The organism is Natronobacillus azotifigens (genome assembly GCF_026805325.1).
Taxonomy (GTDB): Bacteria; Bacillota; Bacilli; order Bacillales; family Amphibacillaceae; genus Natronobacillus; species Natronobacillus azotifigens.
The window spans coordinates 43528-69459 of the sequence record NZ_JAPRAT010000010.1; the positions used below are offsets into that span (position 1 = coordinate 43528).

General features: G+C 37.4%; 20 protein-coding genes. 15 read left to right on the forward strand and 5 right to left on the reverse strand.

Going from position 1 to position 25932, the window contains the following annotated elements; translation table 11 throughout:
* Positions 1-183: 183 nt before the first annotated feature.
* Positions 184-1362 (reverse strand): DUF2812 domain-containing protein, encoded by a 1179-nt coding sequence (locus OWO01_RS06805; protein ID WP_268779686.1) that lies wholly within the window; start codon positions 1360-1362, stop codon positions 184-186.
* Positions 1359-1697 carry a PadR family transcriptional regulator gene (locus tag OWO01_RS06810; RefSeq protein ID WP_268779687.1) on the reverse strand — a complete coding sequence of 113 codons (339 nt, stop codon included), beginning with the start codon at positions 1695-1697 and terminating at the stop codon, positions 1359-1361. Before OWO01_RS06810 ends, OWO01_RS06805 begins: the two co-directional genes overlap by 4 nt.
* A gap of 477 nt (positions 1698-2174) precedes the next feature.
* On the opposite strand from OWO01_RS06810, the gene OWO01_RS06815 reads away from it, so the two are divergent.
* The 3 genes from OWO01_RS06815 to OWO01_RS06825 all read left to right on the forward strand — a co-directional run bounded on the left by OWO01_RS06815 (position 2175) and on the right by OWO01_RS06825 (position 4293).
* Positions 2175-2753, forward strand: coding sequence for a TetR/AcrR family transcriptional regulator (locus OWO01_RS06815; RefSeq protein WP_268779688.1), 579 nt, complete (start codon positions 2175-2177; stop codon positions 2751-2753).
* Between the two features lie 16 nt (positions 2754-2769).
* The gene (locus tag OWO01_RS06820; protein ID WP_268779689.1) at positions 2770-3708 is read left to right on the forward strand and encodes an alpha/beta fold hydrolase; all 939 of its coding nucleotides are present in this window, start codon (positions 2770-2772) and stop codon (positions 3706-3708) included.
* Positions 3709-3828: 120 nt separating this feature from the next.
* On the forward strand, positions 3829-4293 hold the full coding sequence (locus OWO01_RS06825; RefSeq protein ID WP_268779690.1) for a GNAT family N-acetyltransferase: 465 nt from the start codon (positions 3829-3831) through the stop codon (positions 4291-4293).
* 366 nt (positions 4294-4659) lie between these two features.
* On the opposite strand, the gene OWO01_RS06830 is transcribed toward OWO01_RS06825, so the two are convergent.
* Positions 4660-4959: a class I SAM-dependent methyltransferase gene (locus tag OWO01_RS06830; protein ID WP_268779691.1), complete on the reverse strand. Its 300-nt coding sequence runs from the start codon at positions 4957-4959 to the stop codon at positions 4660-4662.
* A 589-nt stretch (positions 4960-5548) separates the two neighbouring features.
* Between OWO01_RS06830 and OWO01_RS06835 the strand changes: the two genes are divergently transcribed.
* From OWO01_RS06835 to OWO01_RS06890, 12 genes are all read left to right on the forward strand, one after another.
* Positions 5549-6511 carry a substrate-binding domain-containing protein gene (locus tag OWO01_RS06835; protein WP_268779692.1) on the forward strand — a complete coding sequence of 321 codons (963 nt, stop codon included), beginning with the start codon at positions 5549-5551 and terminating at the stop codon, positions 6509-6511.
* Positions 6508-7944, forward strand: a complete 1437-nt coding sequence (locus OWO01_RS06840) for a sensor histidine kinase (RefSeq protein WP_268779693.1) — start codon at positions 6508-6510, stop codon at positions 7942-7944. The genes OWO01_RS06835 and OWO01_RS06840 overlap by 4 nt, the downstream gene beginning before the upstream one ends.
* Entirely contained in the window at positions 7937-9370 is a 1434-nt protein-coding gene (locus OWO01_RS06845; RefSeq protein WP_268779694.1) for a response regulator transcription factor, read from the forward strand. The genes OWO01_RS06840 and OWO01_RS06845 overlap by 8 nt, the downstream gene beginning before the upstream one ends.
* A gap of 465 nt (positions 9371-9835) precedes the next feature.
* Positions 9836-10897, forward strand: coding sequence for a multiple monosaccharide ABC transporter substrate-binding protein (gene chvE, locus OWO01_RS06850; RefSeq protein ID WP_268779695.1), 1062 nt, complete (start codon positions 9836-9838; stop codon positions 10895-10897).
* Positions 10898-10960: 63 nt separating this feature from the next.
* Positions 10961-12496, forward strand: coding sequence for a multiple monosaccharide ABC transporter ATP-binding protein (gene mmsA / locus OWO01_RS06855; RefSeq protein ID WP_268779696.1), 1536 nt, complete (start codon positions 10961-10963; stop codon positions 12494-12496).
* Entirely contained in the window at positions 12493-13656 is a 1164-nt protein-coding gene (gene mmsB / locus OWO01_RS06860; protein WP_268779697.1) for a multiple monosaccharide ABC transporter permease, read from the forward strand. The genes mmsA and mmsB overlap by 4 nt, the downstream gene beginning before the upstream one ends.
* Before the next feature lie 302 nt (positions 13657-13958).
* Positions 13959-14510: a flavodoxin domain-containing protein gene (locus tag OWO01_RS06865; RefSeq protein ID WP_268779698.1), complete on the forward strand. Its 552-nt coding sequence runs from the start codon at positions 13959-13961 to the stop codon at positions 14508-14510.
* A 446-nt stretch (positions 14511-14956) separates the two neighbouring features.
* A complete protein-coding gene (locus OWO01_RS06870) occupies positions 14957-15826 on the forward strand; it encodes a hypothetical protein (RefSeq protein ID WP_268779699.1) in 870 nt (289 codons plus the stop codon).
* A 459-nt stretch (positions 15827-16285) separates the two neighbouring features.
* A complete protein-coding gene (locus OWO01_RS06875; RefSeq protein WP_268779700.1) occupies positions 16286-19744 on the forward strand; it encodes a hypothetical protein in 3459 nt (1152 codons plus the stop codon).
* Positions 19745-20510: 766 nt separating this feature from the next.
* Positions 20511-21641 carry an NAD(P) transhydrogenase subunit alpha gene (locus tag OWO01_RS06880; RefSeq protein WP_268779701.1) on the forward strand — a complete coding sequence of 377 codons (1131 nt, stop codon included), beginning with the start codon at positions 20511-20513 and terminating at the stop codon, positions 21639-21641.
* Entirely contained in the window at positions 21641-21946 is a 306-nt protein-coding gene (locus OWO01_RS06885) for an NAD(P) transhydrogenase subunit alpha part 2 (RefSeq protein ID WP_268779702.1), read from the forward strand. Before OWO01_RS06880 ends, OWO01_RS06885 begins: the two co-directional genes overlap by 1 nt.
* A complete protein-coding gene (locus tag OWO01_RS06890) occupies positions 21939-23342 on the forward strand; it encodes an NAD(P)(+) transhydrogenase (Re/Si-specific) subunit beta (protein ID WP_268779703.1) in 1404 nt (467 codons plus the stop codon). The genes OWO01_RS06885 and OWO01_RS06890 overlap by 8 nt, the downstream gene beginning before the upstream one ends.
* Positions 23343-23656: 314 nt before the next feature.
* On the opposite strand, the gene OWO01_RS06895 is transcribed toward OWO01_RS06890, so the two are convergent.
* The gene (locus tag OWO01_RS06895) at positions 23657-24820 is read right to left on the reverse strand and encodes an ABC transporter permease (RefSeq protein WP_268779704.1); all 1164 of its coding nucleotides are present in this window, start codon (positions 24818-24820) and stop codon (positions 23657-23659) included.
* Positions 24807-25922 (reverse strand): ABC transporter permease, encoded by a 1116-nt coding sequence (locus OWO01_RS06900; protein WP_268779705.1) that lies wholly within the window; start codon positions 25920-25922, stop codon positions 24807-24809. The genes OWO01_RS06895 and OWO01_RS06900 overlap by 14 nt, the downstream gene beginning before the upstream one ends.
* Positions 25923-25932: the final 10 nt, after the last annotated feature.

Consider the following 25932-nt stretch of genomic DNA (forward strand, 5'->3'; position numbering starts at 1 on the left):
TTTATAGATTCATTAGTAGATTATCCACTATACAAGCAAGAATATTGATATGCAGCAGCTTGTTTGAAATAACTTACAGAAAGAATACTTTCAACTGAAATTTTATAATAATCAAACGGTGTCGCTTCGAAAAAACGCATGCTTTGAAAAAATTCACAAGATGAATTGCTACTCAATCCACTTCTATTTCTTTCTTACCCTAAAATAATAAGCCCAAGCTCGCAGAACATAAATTAAAAATATGAACATGACGAGAGGATAAACCGTTGTGTTGAACTGTTCGATTCCTGATATAGAAAAATATCCTTCTTCCAACACATTGGGAAGCATAAAGGAAAAGAAGGCATAACCGAATAAAAGTAAAAGAGGTGTATACATCAACGTATGAAATCTTGCCACACGCATCGCTGCTCGTTGCTTACTTTCAGGATCGATATTGAGCTCAGGTTTTTCTGATTCTTCTGAATAGGCTTGCCGCCAGATCGACCATTGTTGCCAAGAACCCTCTGAGACAAATACTCTCTCCCATCCTGTTTCACTGTGAAAAGAGTGAGCGTTACTATCTACTCGCCCATCAAAATGGACGCTGTATGCGTACAACTTCTTTTCAGATCTTACAAACTGAAACGTAAATCCTCTTTTATAAATGTGGGTAAGATGCCAACCTGAACGTTCTTTATCCTCCAGCCACGTTTCAAGTTTGTCTGGAGCAAACGTCCAGCCGAATTTAAACTTGTTGCATCTTTCTCTTGATCGACCTGATTCGCTAGTAGAATCAATCAAGAACTGAGATTGTTTACTCTCCTCTGATAAACGTCGTGATTCTTTTTTTAGTGTAAGGAGAGAATAGACTCCTATCATTGTCACAGCAATCTGACAGGCAAACATGATGTACGTGAGGATCCACAACGGGCTCTCGACACGGGTAACAGTAACTGGATCACTACTAAAATAGAGAGGCAACAATAACATAGCTTGCGAAGTAACAGAAAATGCAATGTAGATGAAATAAATCCACCAAAATATTTCGATTTTTTTATTTCTTGATTCAAGATTATCTCGAACGATGGACGTTTTCACATCTTCCTTTTGTTTGACATTACCATATACTGCCCATTTTCTTTTTTTGTTCACCACTTCCCAACCGTCAAGCTGAAGTGCTTTGGGTAAAGGATGTTGAATGCTAGGATCAAAAGATATAGAAAATATTTGATGAGAAGGTGTTTCCTTTATAAATGTAAAACGACTGAATTTTGGTTGAAAACGGGAAAGCGTGTAGCCCTTTTTAGCCATCTCTTCAATCCAATGCTCTGTCCTCTGGATGTGAAAGCTCCAAAACGGTTTCCAAAACTTTTTGTTCATTTTTTATCCTCCCTGTGTGCTACGGCATTTGTATACAACTCTTCAAGTCGTGTCATTTCTTGTTGAATAACCAGTTCACCTAGCTCTGTTATCTCATAGATTTTTTTTCGTTCTTCATTAGCATAAACAACGATTAAATGATCTTTTAGCATTTTTGTAATCGTCCCGTAGACCGTACCTGAACCAAGCTTTAATCTCCCCGATGTTATATCCTCCACATACTTCACGATTCCATATCCGTGCTGCGGTTGTTTGAACAGGCTTAATAAAATATAAAAAGCTGTTTCGGACATGGGCACGTATTTTTTGATCACTTTATCAGTCTTTTCGGTCATAACCTACCCCCTCTATATCTTACGTCATGATATATCATAACGCGAGTATATCACGTTGTGACATATATAACAATAGGTAAACCAAAAATTTCTATATCTCAGTACGGTAAAGTATGAACGACTGTGTGGGTGATCATAATTCCTTTTGTCTTCCCAAGAGTGGTTTAAAAGTGCTAGGAAGCAATAGTTAAAACTGACCAAATTTGAGTAATTGACCATGTAAAATAGAATAAGCAGCTGTTAGAATTAATTTATCCCGGAGCAACCGTTTGTAAGCCTACCACTTCAAAACAAGGAGAATACCAAGTTGTATAAGTGGGAGTAACGGATGCTAGCACCCCGAATGGTTCAAGGTCCTTTAGGGCTAACAATCAGTGGGGGAATACCTAAAGCTTCCCACTGATTGAAATTTCACTTTATGAACTGCGGTCATAAAAATAAGTAAATAGAATGAATATTTTTGGAGGTCTGAGGCCAGTGAAAACAAAAAAAGGTGAAGAAACCTATAGCAACATCTTACAGGCGGCTGAACAATTGTTTGCGGAGAAAAGTGTTAGCAAAGTAACAATTAAAGATATTGTTCAACGTACTGGTATTGCAAAGGGAACATTTTACTTATATTTTGAATCGAAAGAAGCGCTTGTTTGGGAATTCGTAGATGAAAAATTTGCGTACGCAGACCGATGGATGAAAGAAATTGTACGGAAAGGTTATAGTGACGATGAAATCTGTGAAATCATTGACTATATCGTATTGTTTGTTAAGAAGCACCTTGCAATATTAAAAATAATGCATAATGTTAAATTCCATGGATTTTTAGGAATGAAACGTCTGGAAGATAAGTATATGAAAAAATGGATTACACCTTTTTCACTTTGGCTTGAGAGAGGTCGCCTTGAAGGAACGCTTTCTATTCACGATTCACAATTTATGGCGAATTATCTGATTGTAACGTTACATGAACTATTTGACCGTGTAATAATGGATCAATTTCCATTCTCGATTGAGGAAGTAGGAGATGAGCTTAAAGTTCTTGTTTTGAAATTATTGAAATAAAGAGGAGATGAAACATATGAAAGTTTATAATGAATTTGTAGGAGACGACAATGGAGTTTTTGTGAGATGTTTGATTAATCATGATAAAGCTCCTAATGTAATTTTTCTAATGACTCCTATCGGTTCTGTTGAATATGGCGTAGCTATCCAGAATTACCAACCGCTATTTGATAATGGGTTTAATGTGTTTGCAGTTGATTTACCGGGAATCGGAAATAGCTCAAATGCTCGTTTTACGTATAATAACATCAAAGCAGCAATGAAAAGTGTTGCTGAATATATAAAGGAGAATTATTCTGATTCGATCCATTTATACGGCGGAACTGGTACTGGTGGAATCATTGGACAAGCGTTGGCATCAGACAAAGATCTACCATATTTTCAATCGTATAGTCAGTTAGGGGTTGCAAATCATGGAAACCTAGCGATGATCGGAAATAGTACTTTACTTAAATTAGTTTTTCCCATTATGAAAATTGCAGCAAAGTTTTTTCCTAAATATCGTTTGAAATTCAAAATTCCTAAGTATAATGGTTATAACGCAGAAAAAGAGAACAATTGGTATCGGAATATGATGAAGGAATACCCCGGAATATTTGATTTCCCTTTAGAAGTTGTATACACGCTGTTATGGCTTCTTATAGCAAAAGACAGCCCAATAAATGAACAACCATGCTCACCAACGTTAGTAATGGCGGCTAAGCACGACCGGTACTACGAAACAGAGTATGTTAACGCATACTATCAGAAACTAGAAACTGACAAGAAACTGATTTGGCTGGATGATAGCCACTGTGTATTTGTATGGAGGGCTCCAGAATTAGCTCAATTAGTAATGGATTGGATCAATAGTACAGAAAGTAAGGAAAACAAGGATAGAAATAATGCGGACTTGTTTCAATCACCTGCCAATACACAGAAAGATGGAGGGAAGGAAGTTTTGCCCTTTTTCTAATGGATATAATTGAGCAAACTCTGTATCTATTTTGTGAAATTGAATGAAAAGTATTTTTTTAAAGAGAATCAATGAGAGTGATAGACGAATGAAAAAAATCTTTAGAAAGGTGATTGTACAATGAAGATTATTTCGGTGAGGGAAAATCCTGATTTTAAGCAGCGGGCGATACAATATTTTCAGAAAAAGTGGGCAAGTGAAAGTTCAATGATGGTTTATGAAGATTGTATTTCAAGTAGCATTGATGCAAAAAGTCCTTTACCGCAATGGTACTTACTATTGAGTGATGAAGGGAACACTATTGGATGTGCAGGTCTAATTACAAATGATTTTATTAGTAGAATGGATTTATATCCATGGATATGTGCACTGTTTATAGAAGAAAAATATCGTGGGAACCATTACGGATCATTACTACTCCAAAAAGCAAAAGAGGATACTAGTAAGGGAGGTTTTCCTTATTTGTATCTTTGTACTGAGCACATTGGGTATTACGAAAAATATGGGTTTACTTACAATGGAATGGGTTATCATCCATGGGGAGAAAGCTCAAGGATCTATAAGTCTGAACTTCTAGATTATTAGAGAGTGATTGCTATAGAATTAATGATAATTTTAAATTCTATTTATTACGAAAAAACCATTAGAGATTTTCATCTAATGGTTTTTTCTTTAATCCTGAATCAACCGTTCGCAAAATTCTCACTTCAAAGCAGGTCGAAAATCAAAGTTGTTTAAGTGGGAGGAGTGGATAATAGCATCCTGAATGGTTCAGCTAACAATCAGTGGGGGATAACGAAAACCCCCATTGCCTGTTCGTTTTCCTTTATCTAGGGGTTGCTTTTAAACTAAATACTAAAGGTAACTTACCTTCAAATTCTGGGTAATAACAAAGATTATTTTCATCCTTCTTTGTTCCCCCCACTCCTGGAGTACAACGATCGTATTCTTTCATATACTGAAATCTACATTGGTCACACCTAAATCTTTGGCCAATTCTTTGGCAAAATGAACATTGCCAGGAACTAAATCTACCCCTGTGACAGTTGCTCCCATTTTTGCTAACATAATCGTGTCAGCACCGGTGTTGCATTGCAAGTGTAGCACTTTTTTTCCGCTAATATCACCGATTTCTTTTTTTACAATAGGGTTAAATTCATAACTATTTTCAGAGAGCTTAGTTTTAAAGTGGTTGTAATGATCTTCTGATAATAACCCCCATGCATGTTTGTTCGCTTCTATTTTATTCATTTAATTTCCTCCCCTAATCTGAAACCCCTCACAAAAACGTCCCTTAATTATAAAAAGTATAGCTTATATGCCAAAATAAGCCAATAGAAATAATGTATTTTTACTAATGACTATACTATTGACAATAATGTTTAACTCAGTCATTGTGATGATATACTCACTTTGCGTATAAGCATACATGATAAAGTCGCTCCATTCTTGTGGTTACATGATAGGAAATTGCATAGAATACATTCTATTTATCCCCGCCCATAAAAGGGAAAATGGTAAGATAGTTTAATAATTACACATCGCCAGATTATTTATCCCGGAGCAACCGTCTGTAAGACTCTCACTTCAAAACAACGAGAATATCAAGTTGTTTAAGTGGGAGTAACGGACGCTAGCACCTCGAATGGTTCAAAGACCTTTAGGTCATCCTTTAGGGCTAACAATCAGTGGGGGAATAACTAAAAAACCCCCACTGATTGAAGTTTCACTTTATAGCAGTTTGTTCTATCAAACTAATTTTCTTTCTTATTTTTAACGACACGAACATATTAGGAAGTCGAGTACCATATGATATGATGGAAATAGGAAGCGGGTGTTTATGATGAGAAGAAATGGATTAACTGGTGTTGTCTTGCTTGTCGTCTGCGTATTAATCGTTTATATGGGTTATTTAATGAAAGATATATTAACTCTTCAGCAAAGAATTGAAGAGGAAAAAAAACCAGAAATGTTAAATGGGCGTCCCCATATTATCATGATTGGAGAAGTGGAAGATCATCTTTATTGGAACATTGTCAGAGACGCTGCAAAAGACTATGCCCAAGAAAATGAACTTTATCTACAGTACAAAGGGCCCAGAGATTCTGATCCCGATGAACAACTGAGTATCTTAAGACGAGTGATTGATGTTCAACCAGATGGTATTATTGTGCAAAGTTTGACGGAAGCCTTTATTCCATTGATTGATGAAGCTATTTCTCTTGATATTCCAGTCATTACCGTTGACAGTGATCAACCGATGAGTCAACGGGTGAGTTATGTAGGCACTGATAACTTATTAGCGGGGGAAGCTATCGCTGAAGATGTACTAGCTCATGTTGATGACGTACATGCGGGGATCATTACAGGAACATATACGAATTATCATCATCAACTGAGACTAGAGGGATTTAAAGAGGTCATCGATCAAGCAGGCGATGCTTCTATTGTGGATGTAGCTTCTTCTGGTATTAAGCGGGTCAACGCGAGAGAAAAAGCATACCAAATGATGATCAATCATCCGGAAATTAATGTGATGCTCGGAATTAGTGCGCTTGACGTCTTAGGTATTACAGAAGCGATTGATGTACTGGGGCGAGAGGATATTTATGTGGTCGGTTTCGATACATTGGAAGAGAATCTTCAATTGTTAAAACAAGGGAAAGTGCAGACATTGGCCAGCCAGGAGCCACATCAAATGGGGATGAAGAGTATGGAAATAATTGAAAAGATTATTCAGGGTGAATCTGTGCCTGATGTGATCCATACGAATAGTCAGCTTGTGAAGGATGGGTCATCATGAGAAGGTTGAGTGTAAAAAAACAATTATTATTCTATTTTTTAATCACACTGTTTTTCACATTGATGGTGATCTTTTTGCAAAATCGTTCCTATCAATATACGATGGAGCTGCAACAAGCTCAAACGCAAGAAATAGGTAGACTAAATACAATTAATCAAACTACACAGCAGATCTTTAATACGTTAGAAGATAGTTTAGAAGAGCGCTCAGAAGAAAAACAAAGAAAAGTAGGAATGGCTCTCCAACAATTTGAAAACGCTATCATTATCTTTGATAAACAAACAGCTGATCAGGTCGATGTTTTGCCTTTGAAACAATATGTCTCCCATTTTATTCGTTTGGCAACAGAAACGGTGAGTCAAGTGGACTATGCACCAGTAGATGAATATATGGAAACGTTTAGAGAAACACAAAGACGCATGGGTTACATTGAAGAAGAAGTTTTTAAATTGTTGGATCAGTCACTAACGCGTTATCAAAGACTTGTGGATTTAGAAGAACAGCGATTGGAACGTTTTGATACATTTATTTTTGTTCTAACCATGGTCTGTATCGTATGCGCTGTGTTTATTGCGATTCAATTAAGTAGGCGGATTACGGTTCCACTAGATGCACTAAAGGCCTCGGCAGAAGCGTTAGCACAAGGGGATTATGCTATTGACAATGTAGATGGGGGGCAAACGACGGAGTTATCAGTCCTTGCGGATAGTTTTAATGTTATGCGCTACAACATTGTTGAAGCAATTAAAGAAATGAAAGAAAAAGCACGTCTGCGAGAACTGTTGCGAGAAATGAAGATTAAATCTCTGCAAAATCAGATACAACCACATTTCTTATTCAACACCCTTAATGTAATCTCTCGGACTGCATACTTAGAAGATGCAAAAGAAACAGAGAAACTTATTCATGCACTATCGGGATTATTGAGACACAACATTGGTGAGTTGGAACATCTTACAACCATTGATAAAGAAGTGTCATCAGTTCGTAAATACTTTGCGATTCAAACGGCAAGATTTGGTGATCGTTTTCACTTTTATGATACGGTTGAAAACCAATGCCTAAAGATAGAAATTCCCCCGCTTACCTTGCAACCGTTAGTAGAAAATGCACTTATCCACGGCATTGAACCGTTAGCAGGCGAGGGGGTAATAACATTAACCATTACAAGTGATAAAGAATCGGTAAGCATCCAAGTCAAAGATAATGGTGTAGGCATGACAAAAGAAACGCGTGATCGACTATTAGATACGACACAATCGACCAATCAATCAAAAGGGCACTCAACCGGATTAGGCTTAATGAATGTGTTAGAAAGGTTACGTCACTATAATCATCAAATGACTTTTGATATCGTTTCTAATCAAGGGGAAGGAACGTGCATCAAAATTACATTACCATTGAATACGAAAAAGGGTGAAGAAGATGACTAAACTTACGGTATTGCTGGTAGATGATGAAGCGATTGAACGACAAGTGATTGAAAAAATGTTGAGAAAAGATGAAATACAAGCGCAATCATTAACATTTCTTCAAGCGAAAAACGGAGAAGAAGCCTGTGATCTCTGTGAAAATACAATGGTCGATGTTATTTTTATGGATATTAGTATGCCTGTCATGGATGGGTTAGAAGCGACGAAAAAAATTAAAGATAATCAACCATCCGTTGATATTATTATGCTCACTGCACACGATACATTTGATTATGCAAAACAAGCCATTGAATACGGGGTTAAGGCGTATGTATTGAAGCCAGCAGCGGAAAAGGAAGTGATGAGCACCTTCAATAAAGTGACAAAGTCCCGCGAATTGGATCAGGCTGAGGAAAAACAGGTAAAAAAACAAACAGCTCGTTCCGCTTTTATTGAAGCGCTCGTTAGTGATACACCGGAAGAATTTACAACGAATGTTGTGGTCGCACTTGTTGGTGCTAAGACATCAGAAGAAGAACTAACGGCAAACATAAATGATGACCGAATGATTATTGGTCCTGTCTTCGGTGCACACATTCCTATTGCATGGATTGATGTAGAAACCACTGATGATGCGTTAGAATTAATGAAGCAAGCGTGTTTAAAAGACTCGGTCATTCGATTTAGTATGGGACGTGTTAAACCGGCTAGTGAGTTGCGAGAGAGTTATGAGGAAGCTTTGCTGAGTTATTACGATTTAGTTGATCGGCCAGATATCGCTTATAATGTTTATAAAAGTGGACTCAAGACAACCTTAAAGGACATCGATACGTGTCAAAAGAACCTAATTAAAGCCTTTGAAAATACAAATGCTGATGAATTGAGCGCTTGTTATGATCGTTATGTTCATACACTTAGTCAGCTCACACATCATCAGTTACCAAAGATGCGGCGTTATTTGTCCATTTTATTGGAACAGTTGACACACGTTGGTATCAAGGATTCCATTTTTCCCTTACAACAAGAAATGGATTTAGTAACACATAGAGAAGCTTTACAAACGTTAGTGAAAGATTTTCTTCTCAAGCAGTGTCACATGTTAAAAAGAAAATATCAAAATGCATCACCAGTCGAACAAGCTGTACGTTATGTTGATGAACACTTTAAAGACCCAGGGTTGTCGCTAGAACAATTAGCAAACGAAGTAGGTTTAAGTCTGTATCATTTAAGTAAAGCATTTAAGAAGTGCACAGGACAATCCTTTGTTGATTATTTACGCGATACACGCTTAGCCTATGCAAAAACGTTACTAAGAGAGGGCGAATTGCCATTAAAAGCGATTGCATATGAAGCGGGATTTAGCGACCCGAACTATTTTAGTCGACTGTTTAAAAAAGTAACGGGCACACCTCCTTCCAAATATTTATCCCGGAGCAACCGTCCGTAAGAGGAACATATTAACGTAGACAGACAGGTTTGCGCATAAACGATCAATCCTTGGTATCAATTACCTGAATGTACACTGCATGATTATGTTTGATTTTTACTAGATAAAGAAGATAAAAGATATCCGGTTAGATTTAACTAAAAAAGCGAAAGGAAAATGTCTTGTGAGTGAACATTTTTCTTTCGTTTTCTTATTGAGGTATTATGGTGTGTTTAGAGTTGTTACATCAACATTTATGTAACCAACTTGTCCACCTTCCATTTTGTCCCCGAGCAACTGTACGTAAGATTCCCACTGATTTAAACTTCACTATTTAGCGCAATGCTTCAGCGATCACAAATTTGTCTAGCACACCGCAAAAATAGCAAGAACCATTCATATGAAAGCGCTTAAAATCAGTGGTAAAGTAAACATATCAAGAGAATTGCTGCTTGACTATTAAAGAATTGAATGGAGGAGAAGGTAATGAAAAAATTAGTGCTAGTTTCAGTTACACTCTTAACGTTATTGTTTGTTGCGGCATGTGGAGATGATGGTGATGGAACGCAAACGGTGGGGATCGCGATGCCAACACAATCTTCTGAGCGTTGGGTTGATGATGGGAATAATATGGTAGAGATGTTTGAAGAATTAGGCTATGAAACAGATCTCCAATACGCAGAGGATGTTGTAGAAAATCAATTATCACAAATTGAAAACATGATTACACGAGGGGTAGATATCCTTGTGATTGCTTCGATTGATGGAGAAGCGCTAACGGATGTACTTGATCAAGCAGAAAATTTAAATATTCCTGTTATTTCTTATGACCGCTTGATTATGAATCATGATCACGTCAGTTACTATGCTACATTCGATAACTTTGGGGTTGGTGTGATTCAAGGAGAGTATATTGAAGAACAATTAGGATTAGCTGATGGAGAAGGTCCATTTAATATTGAGTTATTTGCCGGCTCGCCTGATGATAACAATGCATATTTCTTCTGGGACGGTGCAATGTCAGTACTTGATCCTTATATCGAAAACGGTCAGCTCGTGGTAAGAAGTGGGCAGACAGAATTTAGTCAAGCAGCGACTCTACGTTGGAGCGGTTCGGAAGCGCAAGAGCGAATGGATAATATTTTGAGTGCTCATTACTCCGATGAAACTTTAGATGTTGTCTACTCACCATTTGATGGAATCAGTTTAGGTGTTATATCTTCATTACAGGCAGTAGGCTATGGAACAGATGCTCGTCCCCTACCGATCGTAACTGGTCAAGATGCTGAACGATCATCGGTACGTTCCATTATTGCAGGGGAGCAAACCCAAACAGTATTTAAAGATACGCGCGCTTTAGCTGAGCAGGCGGTTAACATGGCGGATAGTGTGCTAAATGATGAAGAGCCAGAAGTTAATGATACAGAAACGTATGACAATAATGTTAAGGTTGTTCCTTCTTATCTATTAGAACCTGTTTCTGTAGATATTGACAATTATCAAGAAGTACTAATAGATTCTGGCTACTACGATGAAGATGAATTATAAAATATGATGAAAGAAGGGGAGGGAACCAAACCCCTCCTCTTTTTTAAAAAAGGGGTGCTAACCTTGAACAATATTATTCTTGAAATGAAAAGCATAACGAAAGAATTTCCGGGTGTTAAAGCACTTGATAATGTGAATTTTAAGGTGGAAAAAGGAGAGATTCATTCACTTGTTGGTGAAAATGGTGCCGGGAAATCAACATTGATGAAAATTTTGAGTGGTGTTCATCCATATGGAACGTATCGTGGTGATATTTTGTTTGAAGGCGAAAATTGTATGTTTCAAGAAATAAACCAAAGTGAAGCAAAAGGCATTGTCATCATTCATCAAGAATTAGCTTTAATTCCTGAACTTTCTGTAGCAGAAAACGTTTTTCTTGGTAATGAACGTGCGAAAAAAGGGATTATTAACTGGGAAGAAACAACCATTGAAACAGACAAATTAATCAATAAAGTAGGCATGCGTGTCAATAGTAGTGAGCTCGTTCAACATATTGGAGTGGGACAACAACAATTGGTTGAAATTGCAAAGGCACTTTCGAAACAAGTGAAATTATTGATTTTGGATGAACCAACAGCGGCATTAAACGAAGCAGAAAGTGAGAATTTGCTTCAATTGCTTCAAGAGTTTAAGAAAAACGGGCTTACGTCCATTTTAATCTCTCATAAGTTAAAAGAAGTAATAAAGGTATCTGATCATGTAACCGTTCTACGTGATGGGCAAACAATTGAAACCTTAACAAAGGGTGAGGATTTAGAGGAAGATCGGATTATTCGCAGTATGGTGGGTAGGAGTTTAAGTAACTTATATCCAAGTAGACAGCCGAAAATTGGCGATGTGTTACTAGAAGTCAAAGACTGGACCGTAGATCATCCCCAAATTCCTGGCAAGAAAATTGCGAATAAGATCAATTTTTATGTTAAAAAAGGAGAAGTATTAGGTCTTGCAGGACTTATGGGGGCCGGACGAACCGAGTTGATGATGAGCATTTTTGGACAAAGTTATGGAAAATTCCAATCTGGAAAAGTGATGAAAGATGGAAAAGAAATTAATGTGTCGACGGTAGATAAAGCCATTGAAAATGGTCTTGCTTATGTATCGGAAAATCGAAAAGAATATGGGCTCGTTCTAGATGATACGATTAGAGAAAATGTCACTTTAGCTAATTTGAAAGAGGTAGCAGACGGATTGACGATTAATCAGCGAAAAGAAGTAAGCGTTGTCGAAGATTATCGGGAAAAATTAAGAATTAAAGCGCCGAGTATTGAGCAAAAAGTTATCAATTTAAGTGGTGGAAACCAACAAAAAGTGGTATTAGGTAAATGGATGTTTACCGATCCTGATGTATTAATTTTGGATGAGCCGACCCGTGGTATTGATGTAGGAGCAAAAAACGAAATATATAAGATTATCAATCGTTTAGCTGAGTCTGGAAAAAGCATCATCGTTATTTCTTCAGAATTACCAGAATTACTGGGGACATGCGATCGGATTTACACCTTGAATAACGGCAAAATCACAGCTGACTTTGCTGTTGATGATGCGAATCAAGAGAAGCTAATGACATATATGACTGACGATCGGAGTGAAGCAAAATGAAGGAATTTAAAGAACTGATTTCTCAAAACATACGTAAATTTGGTATGATTATTGCCCTTGTTGGGATTGTGTTAATTTTTCAAATTTTAACAAGTGGAATTCTGTTAACCCCTCTTAATATCACCAATATCATCATGCAAAACAGCTATATCATCATCTTAGCAATAGGTATGGTTCTTGTAATCATCACTGGTGAAATTGATTTATCTGTTGGTTCTGTTGCTGCTTTTATCGGGGCGATTGCAGGTACCCTCATGATTCGGTGGAACATGCCTGTCATTCCGTCGATCATTATCTCGCTACTTGTTGGTGCTTTGATAGGTGCTTGGCAAGGGTATTGGGTAGCGTATGTGAGAGTACCAGCATTTATTGTTACGTTAGCAGGAATGTTGTTATTTAGAGGATTAACGATGGTCGTGTTAAGTGGCCGAACATTAGCACCTTTTCCGAGAGAATTTCGTTTCATGAGTTCTAGTTATATGCCCGACTTCTTCAACGGAGAAACGTATAACATAACAGCGATCATCATTGGTATATTAGCGATTGTTCTTTTTGTATTTAATGAATTTAGACTTCGAAAAGCTAGAAAGAAATTTCATCAGAAAGGACTATCTGGGCCTCTCTTCCTTACAAAAGTTATTGTGATTTCTGTTATAATTGCGTTATTTACAGAACGCCTAGCAGTATACGCAGGTATTCCCTATATCTTATTGATTCTGATTGCATTAATTGCTGGGTATACTTTCTTTATGCAAAAGACAATCCCTGGGCGACATGTGTATGCAGTTGGTGGAAACGAGAAAGCTGCTCAGTTATCAGGAGTAAAATCACGAAAAATTAAGTTTTGGGTTTATGTAAATATGGGTGTGCTTGCTGCTCTTGCCGGATTAATTTTCGCTGGTCGTCTAAACGCAGCTACTCCACAAGCTGGTAATCTATTTGAATTAGATGCAATCGCAGCAGCGGTTATTGGTGGTGCTTCACTAACAGGTGGGATAGGAACAGCTATTGGTGCTGTAATCGGCGCACTAATCATGGGTGTGTTGAACAATGGTATGTCACTTTTAGGAGTAGGTATTGATTGGCAACAAGCCATCAAAGGGTTGGTGTTACTTGGTGCTGTTACCTTTGACATAATCAATAAAAAACGGAATGCTTAAGTTCACACCAAAGATAAATTCATAGTGAGTTATGGGGAAAGTCAAAAGACTAGGTAGTAATTATGAAAGTATGATGAGTTAAATAGGTATACAGATGTTAGAAGGAACCATAAGCGAGGCAATCCTTTTGTTTGAAAAATATTAGGGTTGCTTCGCTTTGTGTGCTTATGCATGAGAAAAAGCACAATTCATAGTTAATCTTCTATGAACATTTTACAATCATTCCATTTACTAGTTTGCATACAATTGATATAATTTCCATAAATAATGGAAGCAAAACCGAATATAAAAGGAGAAGAAATATGAAGTCGATACTAATTGTATACAAAACAAAGACTGGCTTCACTAAAAAGTATGTAGAATGGATCTCGGAAACAATTTCATGTCAAACCATCCCTCTTGAACAAATCGATCATGTTGATACTAATACATATGATCTGATTATTTATGGTGCCGGCATACATGCTGGTCGCATACAAGGATTAAAGGAGTTTAAAAAGAAAGCATGGGACGTAGTTGATGGAAAGGTTGCTATTTTTGCAACGGGTGGAGCACCTTATGATGAAGCGATTATTACTAAAATAAAAACAAATAACTTTTCGGAACACGAACGAAAGGACATGGAATTGTTTTATTTTCAAAGTGGATTAAATTATGAAAAAATGGGTTTGTTCGAAAAAATGATAATGAATATTTATCGCAAAGTACTAGAATTCAAAAACAATAAATCCGATGTAGAAGATGGAACGAGTAAAGCCATTGCAAGATCTTATGATCATTCTAGTAGAGAATATATAAAACCAATGATAGACTATGTAAACCAACTTGCAGATAATGAATGGAATAAAGTGTAAATATAAACTTATCTTGCAGGGCGGGTGAAAAGTGGATAAAACGAAGCAAGCTGAAGCTGTAAATACAAAAATGCAAGATGGGAGAAACGCTGAAAGAAGGTTTCGTTCTTTCCGTAATGACAGAATGACAGTCAAAGATCAATGATTAGGTATCATGATTGCTAGTCGGTTCCGGTAGACGGAATGAACGCATTATTGGTTACATTGGATATCCCCCAAACAAATCGGAAAGCAAAAACGTTACACAACTAAGGAGTTGACATTCCTGGATATTGCGTGTAAAACATTAGATATCGATGGGGTTTTTAGGTAAAAATCAATCTGTGCACGCGTGAAGAAATAGTTCAGCACTATAGGATTGATTTTAAAAATACATTTTCATCTTAATGAGGGTGTTTCGTTATTCGATGGAAAAATGTAAACGCTGACGAAAGGGAGGATTAGTTATGTATGTATTAGAGAATGATCGTTTGAAGATTGAAATAGCACCACCTGGTGATGATTATAGTGGTTCCCGATTTGATTGGACTGGTTTTATTACTCAAGTCACGTTAGATGGAGAAATCACTTACTGCGTACCCGAACGTTTAGAAGCGGGTGTGGGAACAGGTGGTAGGGGGTTAAGTAATGAATTTGGAATTGATGCACCAGTAGGCTATGAGGAGGCGGGTGTCGGTGAACAGTTTCCGAAAATTGGTGTCGGCCTACTAACTAAAAAAGCAGATGAAGCATACGATTTCTTTTCTAACTACGAAGTGACACCGGCTGAATGTAAAGTAAAGTCAAATTTAAATGAGCAGTCCATAACCTTTGACACAACTGCGGAAAGTCCGAGTGGTTACGGGTATCAGTTAGAGAAAAAAATTTCACTTGATGACAACCATTTAGTGATTGCTTATACACTGAAAAATACAGGTAAGGTTTCTTTTAAAACAAATGAATATTCCCATAACTTTATCGGGATCAATAACCAAACGGTAGATGAAAATTATAAACTTACATTGCCAGCTTTACGCGATCTAAATGTGACAGTAGGTACAATCAAAGTGTCAAACAAACAATTAACGTGGCCAGTAGTACCAGAAGGTGATTTCTATGCCCACATTGATATGGAAGAGAGTCAAGAGAAGTATAACTGGGACCTTTATCACACAAAGGTAGGAGCAGGGGTGAGAGGACAGTCCGATTTTAAACCAGCAAAGATGGCTTTGTGGGGACGTGAACATGTTGTTAGCCCTGAGGTGTTCATTAATATCCATTTAGGTCCAGGTGAGACAAAAAAGTGGAAACGTAACTATCAATTTTATCTAAAATAGGCCAGAAAACCCCCATCTTAAAGGAATGCGAAGGTCGATAAGTGGAGGATAGTTCAACAGTCATTAGGCATAAAGAGGACTTATGTATGAAAAGGCGTTTTTTTCTGAGCTGAAATAAGCTACCTTGGAGAAAAGCTTAGATTTGTTACGAAAGTTTCTGTTATTTTCAAAAATAAAAGGGTTGTATTATCATAATAAACCGTTTACAATGAGACTTATAATTGATTACCCGTTTACGAAAGCGGTTATCTTGCCAATAAGATAAAGGTGCTAATTTAGGTGTATCGATTGGTAAAATAAGGTGGGGCTTATTACTAATGGAATAGCGTTTTCGCTGATCATCACGGAAAAATATCGATTTCTAATCATTCAGACAGAACTTATCGTACTATTTAGGTTGTTTTCCGCCATATTCGGGTAATAACAACAAGTGAAATTAATTACAGAAAGGAAAATTATATGGAGAATTTACGCGATTTATATTTAGGGGACAGTTTTTTATATCGAAAATCGAAAGCGGTTTCGTTAGACACGGTTGAACGTAACAACGAAACATATTTTAAAATGGCTAATTACAATCACATGACACCATTTTTTATGACCGTCGTTAGCGATACAGATCATTGGCTATTTGTATCAAGTACGGGGGGATTAACTGCTGGACGAAAAAATGCGGAATCTGCATTATTTCCGTATGCTACGGATGATAAAATCCATGATAGCATTGAAACTACAGGACCGGATACGACATTAATTGTGACGAAAGATGAGAAAGACTATCTATGGAAGCCGTTCTCCCAACAGCTGAGCAATGTTTACCAGATCACACGAAACCTTTACAAAAACACGACAGGTGACAAAATCATCTTTGAAGAAATGAATGATGATCTTGGATTAAGGTTTAGCTATACCTTAAAAACTAGTGAGGCTTATGGCTTTGTTAAAGAATCAACATTGGAGAATACGACAGATCATCCTGTTGATGTCCGAGTGTTGGACGGGATTCGCAACATTTTACCATACGGTGTGACAACAGTTCACCAATCAACACAAAGTACATTAGTGGATGGGTATAAACGATCTGAATTACATGAGGATGTTGGTTTGGGTATCTTCACAATGAGCTCAATCTTAACGGATAGAGCGGAACCAAGTGAATCCCTTAAAGCAACGACTGTCTGGTCGCGAGGACTTCAAAACCCTCAATATCTCTTATCTGAACAACAAATTAAAGCATTCTCACAAAATGCACCCGTTCAAACGGAACATGATGTAAAAGGTCGTCGTGGTGCTTACTATGTAACAGATACAGTACACTTGGGTGGTAAAGAACAAAAGCAATGGCATATCGTTGCTGAAATAAACAAAAGCGCTTTCGGTGTGGAAGAACTAAGAAAAGAACTTATGGAAAATGCGAATATCATTGATGCGGTGGAACAAGACGTCGAACTTGGTGGAGAGAACTTAAGACAACTTGTCTTCAATGCGGATGGTTATCAGTATACGGCAAATGAAAAAGTAAGTTATCGTCACTTCTCTAATACATTGTACAACATTATGCGCGGTGGTATTTATGCGGATGGCTATATGATCGACAAATCAGACTTTACCGAGTTTGTCTCTCATTGGAATCAATCTGTCTATAAAAATGAGCAAGCGTTCATTACGAACTTACCTGAAACACTGCATTATAATGACCTATTAGCCTTAGCGAAAGATCGAAATAATCCTGATTTAGAACGGTTAGCGTTCGAGTACTTACCATTGACCTTTAGTCGTCGACATGGGGATCCAAGTCGTCCATGGAATAAGTTTAATATTGAAGTAACAAAAGAAGATGGATCAAAAGCTTTGAATTATGAGGGGAACTGGCGTGATATCTTCCAGAACTGGGAAGCTCTATCTGTTTCGTATCCTGCCTTCGCGGAAAGTATTATCGCAAAATTCGTTAATGCGTCAACAGCGGATGGTTATAACCCGTACCGCATCACTAAAGAAGGTATTGATTGGGAAACCCTTGATCCAGATGATCCTTGGTCAAACATTGGTTACTGGGGTGACCATCAAATCATTTATCTTCTAAAGTTACTTGAGTTATCGAAAGCATATAACCCGGAAAAGCTACACACCTTGTTAGAAAAAAATATTTACACATATGCGAATGTACCTTATCGAATTAAAGGATTCAATGATTTAGTTAAAGACCCAAGAAATAGTATTCTCTATGACGATAAGAAAGAAAATACCATCCAAGAAAGAACGGCTTTACTTGGCTCTGATGGAAAATTAATATTTTCAGGTGAGTCGGTGTATCACGTTAATCTGATGGAAAAACTTTTAGTCACACTACTTTCAAAATTTTCGAATTATGTACCAGAAGGCGGTATTTGGATGAATACCCAGCGTCCAGAATGGAACGATGCGAATAACGCACTGGTAGGTAATGGTTTATCTATGGTTACACTGTACTACATGCACCGTTTCCAAGTTTATATGGGGCAACTAGTCCAAGAAATGACCTCAGATACAGTTGAGATTTCAGTTGAAGTGAAACGCATGTTTGATAAAACGCTAGAAGTTCTAGCTGCACATGAACAAGATCTAGGTCAACCAATCTCTGATCAGACACGTTATATGATCGTAAAAGCATTGGGTCAGATTGGGGAAGCATATCGTCAAACAGTTTATGATGATGGTTTTAGTGGAGAAAAAGTAGAATTATCCGTTGCGTCATTACAATCGTTCATTGATGTATCGATGAAGCACTTGAAAGATACGATTGGTAAGAATAAACGAGAAGACGGATTGTATCACGCGTATAACCTAATTCGTTTTAATGGAGATAGCTGTCAACTATCCTATCTTTATGAAATGTTAGAAGGGCAAGTTGCTGTCTTAAGCTCGAAAGCATTAGATAAAAATGAAGCGCTCGACGTGTTGGCTTCCTTAAGAGACAGTGCGATCTATCGGGAAGATCAAAACAGTTACATGTTGTATCCAAACCGTGAGTTGCCGAAGTTCTTAGAGAAAAATATCATTCCAGAACCAGATGTGAAAACGTCGGTTATCTTACAAGAAGAATTGAACAATAATCACACACGCATTATTGAAAAAGACGTTTTTGGACGCTACCATTTCAATGGTAAATTTAGAAATGGTGAAGAAATAAGAGCAGCTTTGTTGGATTTAGGATGTTATGATCAGGCGGATATTCAAGTAGTGGAAGATCTATTTACCGAACTATTTAACCACCATGCGTTTACTGGTCGCTCCGGTACATTCTATAAGTATGAAGGTTTAGGCAGTGTGTATTGGCACATGGTATCAAAACTGCTTCTTGCAACCGAAGAGAACTTTAATGCTGTGTACAGCGCAGAAGGTTTGACTGAAGATGCTAAAACACTCATGACTTACTATCATGAAATTAAAGCAGGTATTGGTGCAGAAAAAACTCCTGTAGAGTATGGTGCCTTCCCGACAGAAGCATACTCTCATACACCAAGCTTTGCTGGTGTACAACAACCAGGGATGACTGGCCAAGTAAAAGAAGATATTCTGTCACGCTTTGGTGAACTAGGTGTGAAAGTAACAGATGGTCGCATGCAATTTAATCCTTTACTCTTATCGAAGAAGGAGTTCTTAACTTCAGAACATCAATGGCCATTGGCGAAGCGACTTAATCCAGAGGCAACTGAATCGATTAAGCTAGCTAAAGATACGTTAGGATTTACTACACTTACTGTTCCAGTAACGTACATCTTAAGTGATCAAGAGAAAGTGGTCGTGTCTGATGTCGCTGGAAATGAAACAACGTTTGATGGACATGAGTTAGATGCTGAAACAAGTCAAAAGATGTTTGGACGCAATCATAATATTGATCTGATTCGTGTTTATTTGGATCAGAGTAAACTCGTATAGACCGCGTCATTATATGCATATAGGTTAAAGTATAACTTCAATCAATGGGGCTAAATATACCCCATTGATTGTTAGCCTAAAGGATGACACGTGATGGCTTTGACATGATGGTAATCTATAATAATAACATAAAAATATTCAAGCTAAAAAAAGTTTACCTGGCTCTTCTGGCTAGGTAAACTTTTTTGTTGTTTATGGAATTATAAAACCTGCTATCTATGGATAACTTTTCTAGACGTAATGTAGCCTCGTCCAGCTCCGAGCGCCAAAGACTAGGCAACTTCACGAAGCAATCTGCGATAAGTCATCATCGGTTCGCAAGCAAAACGTGATTCCTTTATCTCCATTGATTCGCTGCAGTTGCTACGTTTTTAATCGGCGCTCTGCGCTTTTATTCCATGTAGCATACATGAGGTTGAATATACTAGTCATGACGATTTAGGTGAGAAGAACTTTGTGAATGTGTATTTTCATTCCCACTAACCCTACTGCACTATCCCAGACAACCGTCTGTGCATTCACTTGTCACCGAGACTATGGTCTAGTTTCTCTATAGCTTATTTTTGCAAGAGGAGGAGATGAAGTTCTCGTTTTTTTCTAATAGCAAGTTTTTGAGTGGGTTATCATCGGAAGATCACTCTATTCATAATTGTATAAATATTCAGTAAAATGAGTAATTTTCTATTGGAAAAGGATAATATCAGTGGTATAATTTATTGAGATTTAGCATGAAATCAATCTAATTTAATGAAAGGAGTCGTGAAGAATGAAAATAGTCGCACTGAAAGAAAAGGACGAATCACGGGTTGCTTTAGTTCCGGATTCGATCAAAAAATTGCTTCAATTAGAAGGAATTGAAGTTGCAGTTGAAGAAAATCTAACGGCAATGATACCTAATGAAGCTTATGAAAAAGCTGGTGCCAGCGTTTTGGAATCTCGAGAATCATTATTGTCTACGGGAGATGTATTTTTGTGGGTGAATTCCCCGTCTCTTGATGATATCGGTAAAATGAAAAAGGGATCGATGAGTATTAGTTTTCTAGATCCATATAATCAAACAGAGGTAGTTAATGGATTAATGAAACAGGGGGTTAATGCGATAAGCATGGAGATGATCCCAAGAACCACATTGGCTCAAAAAATGGATGCACTTAGTTCGCAAGCATCTTTAGCAGGGTATGTGGCTGTCGTTTTGGGTGCTCAAAAGTTAGATCGTATCTTCCCGATGATGATGACACCTGCTGGAACTATTCCACCTGCAAAGGTATTTGTTATTGGTGCCGGCGTAGCTGGTTTACAGGCCATTGCTACAGCGAAACGACTGGGTGCAAGGGTTGAAGCTTTTGATACAAGATCCGTTGTAGAAGAACAAGTCGTCTCTCTTGGTGCTAAATTTGTCAAAGTGGATTTAGGCGAAACGGGACAAACAAAGGATGGCTATGCCAAAGCATTAACGGAAGAACAATTAAAAATTCAACAAGAAGCGATGGCAAAAAGTTGTGCCAATGCGGATTTGGTTATTACAACAGCTAAGTTGTTTGCTAGAAAGGCTCCTGTGATTGTAACGAAAGATATCTTGAAACAAATGAGAGACGGTTCCGTTGTTGTTGATTTGGCTGCTGGTTCTGGCGGGAATGTGGAAGGTACTGTTGTAGATGAAACCGTTACCAGTGAAGGGGTTCAAATAGTTGGTATCGACAACCTCCCTGGAGAAGTGGCTTTTGATGCATCGGGTATGTACTCTAGTAACTTATACAATCTAATAACCCATTTTTATAACAAAGAGACCAAGGTATTAGATTTAGATCAATCGGATGAAATCATGAATGGTTGCCTTGTGGTCAAAGATGGGCAAGTAGTTAATGAAAGACTAAAAGAAATTTATGGAGGTAAATAATGGAGATCATGTTAGTGTTTGTGTTGATTTTAGCTTCGTTTTTAGGTTTTGAGTTAATATCAAAAGTTCCGTCCCAATTACATACGCCACTAATGTCTGGCTCTAACGCTATATCAGGGATTACGGTGGTTGGTGCTATCCTTAGTCTTGCTGGTACTTTTGTCGCAGGAGGCGAAACGGCAAGGATTGTACTAGGAACCTTGGCAGTATTTTTTGCTACCATCAATGTTGTCGGAGGTTATATGGTAACCGATCGTATGTTATCCATGTTTACATCTGCCAAAAAGGAGGGCAAACATGATTAACGAAGTCATTATTAACTTATTATATATAATAGCAGCAATTCTATTTATCTTTGGTTTGAAAATGCTAGGAAATGCAAAATTAGCAAGAAAAGGTAATTTAGTTTCTGCCATTGGTATGCTTATCGCTATTGTGGCAGCACTTGTGAGTAACGAAGTACTTGAGTGGCAATGGGTTGCTATAGGCATGATTGCGGGCTCTATTGTAGGTGCAATCGCTGCCCGTATGGTAGCCATGACAGCAATGCCTGAAATGGTTGCGTTATTTAATGGTACTGGTGGTGCCGCAAGTTTACTTGTTGGTTGGTCAGAATATCAACGTTATGTATCAGCCGGTGAAGTTTTAGATGTTAGTGTCTTCTCATTGCTTATCATTACGGTAACTGTTCTGATTGGTGGTGTTACTTTTACTGGTTCCATTATTGCATGGGGAAAGTTGTCAGAAAAAATACCTAGCAAACCGATTCAATATCCAGGACAGCAGATTGTAAATGTGTTAATTGTCCTCCTATTGATTGGTGGTGCGGTTATCTTTGCTCCTTTACGTGAAATGGTGATCATAGATTCTTATGCTCTATTGATCAGTATCATTGTTTTATCCTGTATTTTAGGAATTTCTTTTGTTATTCCAATTGGTGGTGGGGACATGCCGGTAGTTATTTCCCTACTAAATTCTTTAAGTGGTATGGCGGCCTGTGCAGCAGGATTTGTTATTACAAGTAATGTCTTGATCGTCGCGGGAGCATTGGTTGGATCAAGTGGAATTATTTTAACGACTATTATGTGTAAAGCGATGAATCGTAAATTAACGAATGTACTATTTAGTGGTTTCGGTTCAGGTAAGACTCAATCAGGTCCTGGTTTTCAAGGGGAAGCCAGCCCAGTATCGGTTGAAGACACCTTTATTATGTTAGAAGCTGCTAGCAATGTACTAATTGTACCAGGCTATGGGATGGCTGTTGCTCAAGCGCAACATGCTGTTCAAGAGTTAGCTGAACAATTGGAACAAAACGGTACGGAGGTTAACTTTGCCATACATCCAGTAGCTGGTCGTATGCCAGGACATATGAATGTTTTATTGGCAGAAGCTAATGTACCTTATGAAAAGCTAAAAGAAATGGATGATGTAAACCCAACGATCGATATGGTAGATGTTGTCATTGTTATTGGTGCCAACGATGTTGTCAATCCAGCAGCAAGAACCGATGAAACCTCACCGATCTATGGTATGCCAGTTATTGATGTGGATAAAGCAAGAACAGTAATTGTAATGAAACGTTCCTTAAATCCTGGTTTTGCTGGTATTGATAACCCGCTATTCTTTAATGATAATACGAGAATGTTATTTGGAGATGCGAAGGCATCAACTCAAGGTTTAGTAGCTGAGTTTAAAGAATAATAAGTTTGAGGGTCTGACCTTAAAGGTCAGGCCCTTTCGTTTACAAGGTAAGATTTTTAAAAAATTAGCTTTATGGAGATGCTAGTAAACAGATGCAAAAAACTCTCTAGTATAACAGTAGGGTCTGATGGTTGCTTTCCAATAAAAAACGACAGCTGGTCATTCCTGGTCATCTGTCGTTTTGCTTATTGGAAGTGTCACGCTATAGTGTGACATGACAAGCATTCGCTTGTCACCATCAGCCCCTTACAAAATATAGCATCTTATTATTTTTTAAAAGGATCGGGTGAACTTCCCCAGTTTATCTTATTGTATTACTGATGAGCATATCGCCTTTGTTTAATGACAACCAATGCGACAGCGAGGAAAGCAACCGCGAATGCTAGCTGAACTAGAATTCCATAGATAATTGGTTCAAGTGTAGACCGAGAAATACTAGTAATCTCTCCTATCGTATCATTTACTTTAACATACCAGAATATCGGGTTAAAAGTTCCAACAGTTTGAAGTGTATCACTTAAAAAGGCTTGTGGTACAAAAGAGCCGCCTAAAAATGATAAACCAAGTGATATACAATTTCCTATCGGATCAATCGAATTTTTTGTTGCAAAAGTAGCAACCAAAAAGCTAATGCTTAGACAGAGAATGGCTAAAACAAATGAATTAACAATATATAGATAGGAACCTGTTTCGTTTAAACTACCAGTATTAATGACAAAAGCAAATGCAACAAAAATCAACCAAACAATAAAGGCGAGCGATAGGTTACCAAATATAAGTTGATAATTATAATAATTGATGCTAATGGGAGCACAATAGTTCCGCATTTTAATTTCCTTATTATTAAAGATTAACATGATACGGCCAACCATAGAAATAAACATCGCTATTAATATATAAGATAAAAAGTTAAAATACGTACTAAGCTCAGAGCTATGACTCGTTGCTATTCTGTCAACAAAGGAAACATGAACTTCTGTTGAAATATCTGCTAGTACTTTTTCATGTATCTCATCAAAAGAAATTTCAGGGAATGCAGTAGCATAAAGTTTAGCAGTATTTAAATATCGGTCAATCAGTGTCTTTGCATATTCCGAGTTTGCTGAATCGGGAACAGACATAGTTGTGATGGACTGATTTTGTGATGAATGGAAGCTCTCTTGAAATCCATTTGGAATCGTAACAATAAACTCTGTTTGTCTAAAGAAAAGAGCATCTTTCATGCTTTCCTCATCATTCTCTAATTCAACAGGTCTTGCAATCCCGTTAATATAGTTCTCTAACCCATTGGCTAGCGCAGTATTGTCTTCATTTATAACGGAAACCCTAACTTCGGAAAGTTCAAAAGCATCTTCCACCTGTGTCCCACCACTTGATGTAAAAAAGATGGAAAGTCCAATAAATAGTGCAGTATAAATGATAAACACACTGATAAATTTTTTCATGACAATTTTACGAAAAGCCTTAAATACTTGCATATTTTTGCCTCCTTAAAACCAATATGATGATCGCGCAAAATGCAATCCCCATGCTTCCTAGTAAAGTAAGGTTTAGAAAATATCGATGAAACGTATCATAATAGTAAAGTGCATATAGGCCATCTGTAATTAAATTTGCAGGGTTGATATAGGCAATGATTGGAGCTTTTTCTTGGATAATGTATTTCATTTGTAAAACCATCAAACCAGATAAAAAACACAACACCATACAAATATTTGATAACAACATCTCTTTGACTTCCGACTTTAACTTTACAAGCAACCCGAATAGAGCGCCGAACATCGTTCCTGTAAAACAGCCGAACAAGCACAGTACGACGATGTGAAGAATTCTATCGCCAAAATCTACTTTTAAAATCTGTGTTATATACGTGATGGCAATCATTGCGGATATAAACTGAAAACAGATAGTAGCTGAAATCATTGATAGAAAAGCCTTTAATTTTTTTGTCGGCGCAACATTCACTCTTGCTGCAACTGCAGATTGATTTGCCTGAACTAACGATATAGCATAGCATCCTGCAATAGAAGAAAACAGGCAGGTCATTGCAAGTAGCGCAAAATAGTATACAACAATCATATTCATTGATTCACTTACAGGGACTGTTTCCGTATAGCTTTCCGTAAAGCTTAAATTTTCTAGAAATCCCATTTCGATTAGTTGAGGATTTCCGTCAATGATGTTATAAATGGTTGTTGAAATTTGAACATGATTGTCTAAAAAAACTTTTGCGATCGACTGGTTAAGACCAGAATCATAAATAATAAGTTCAAGTTCATCTGTATTTTTAATAAATCCTGAGATTTCTCGATTTGCTAAGAGTTCTTTCGCCTCTGTTTCCGTCGTGTAAGATAAATTAAAAATATTGCTTTCTTTCATTGCACTCTCCAAATCTTCTGGCAAGTCATGGTCTGTTGATAAAGCAATCTTAACTTGTTCAAAGCTTTCCGTTGACATTAGGTTTGAAAAGGCTAGATTGAATAATGTTGCTAATATTAGCGGGAAGCAAAGCATCCAAAATAAAGCCATTCTATCTTTAATTAGTTGTTTAAATGTATATTTAAAAATATGAAATGACATCGTAGACCTC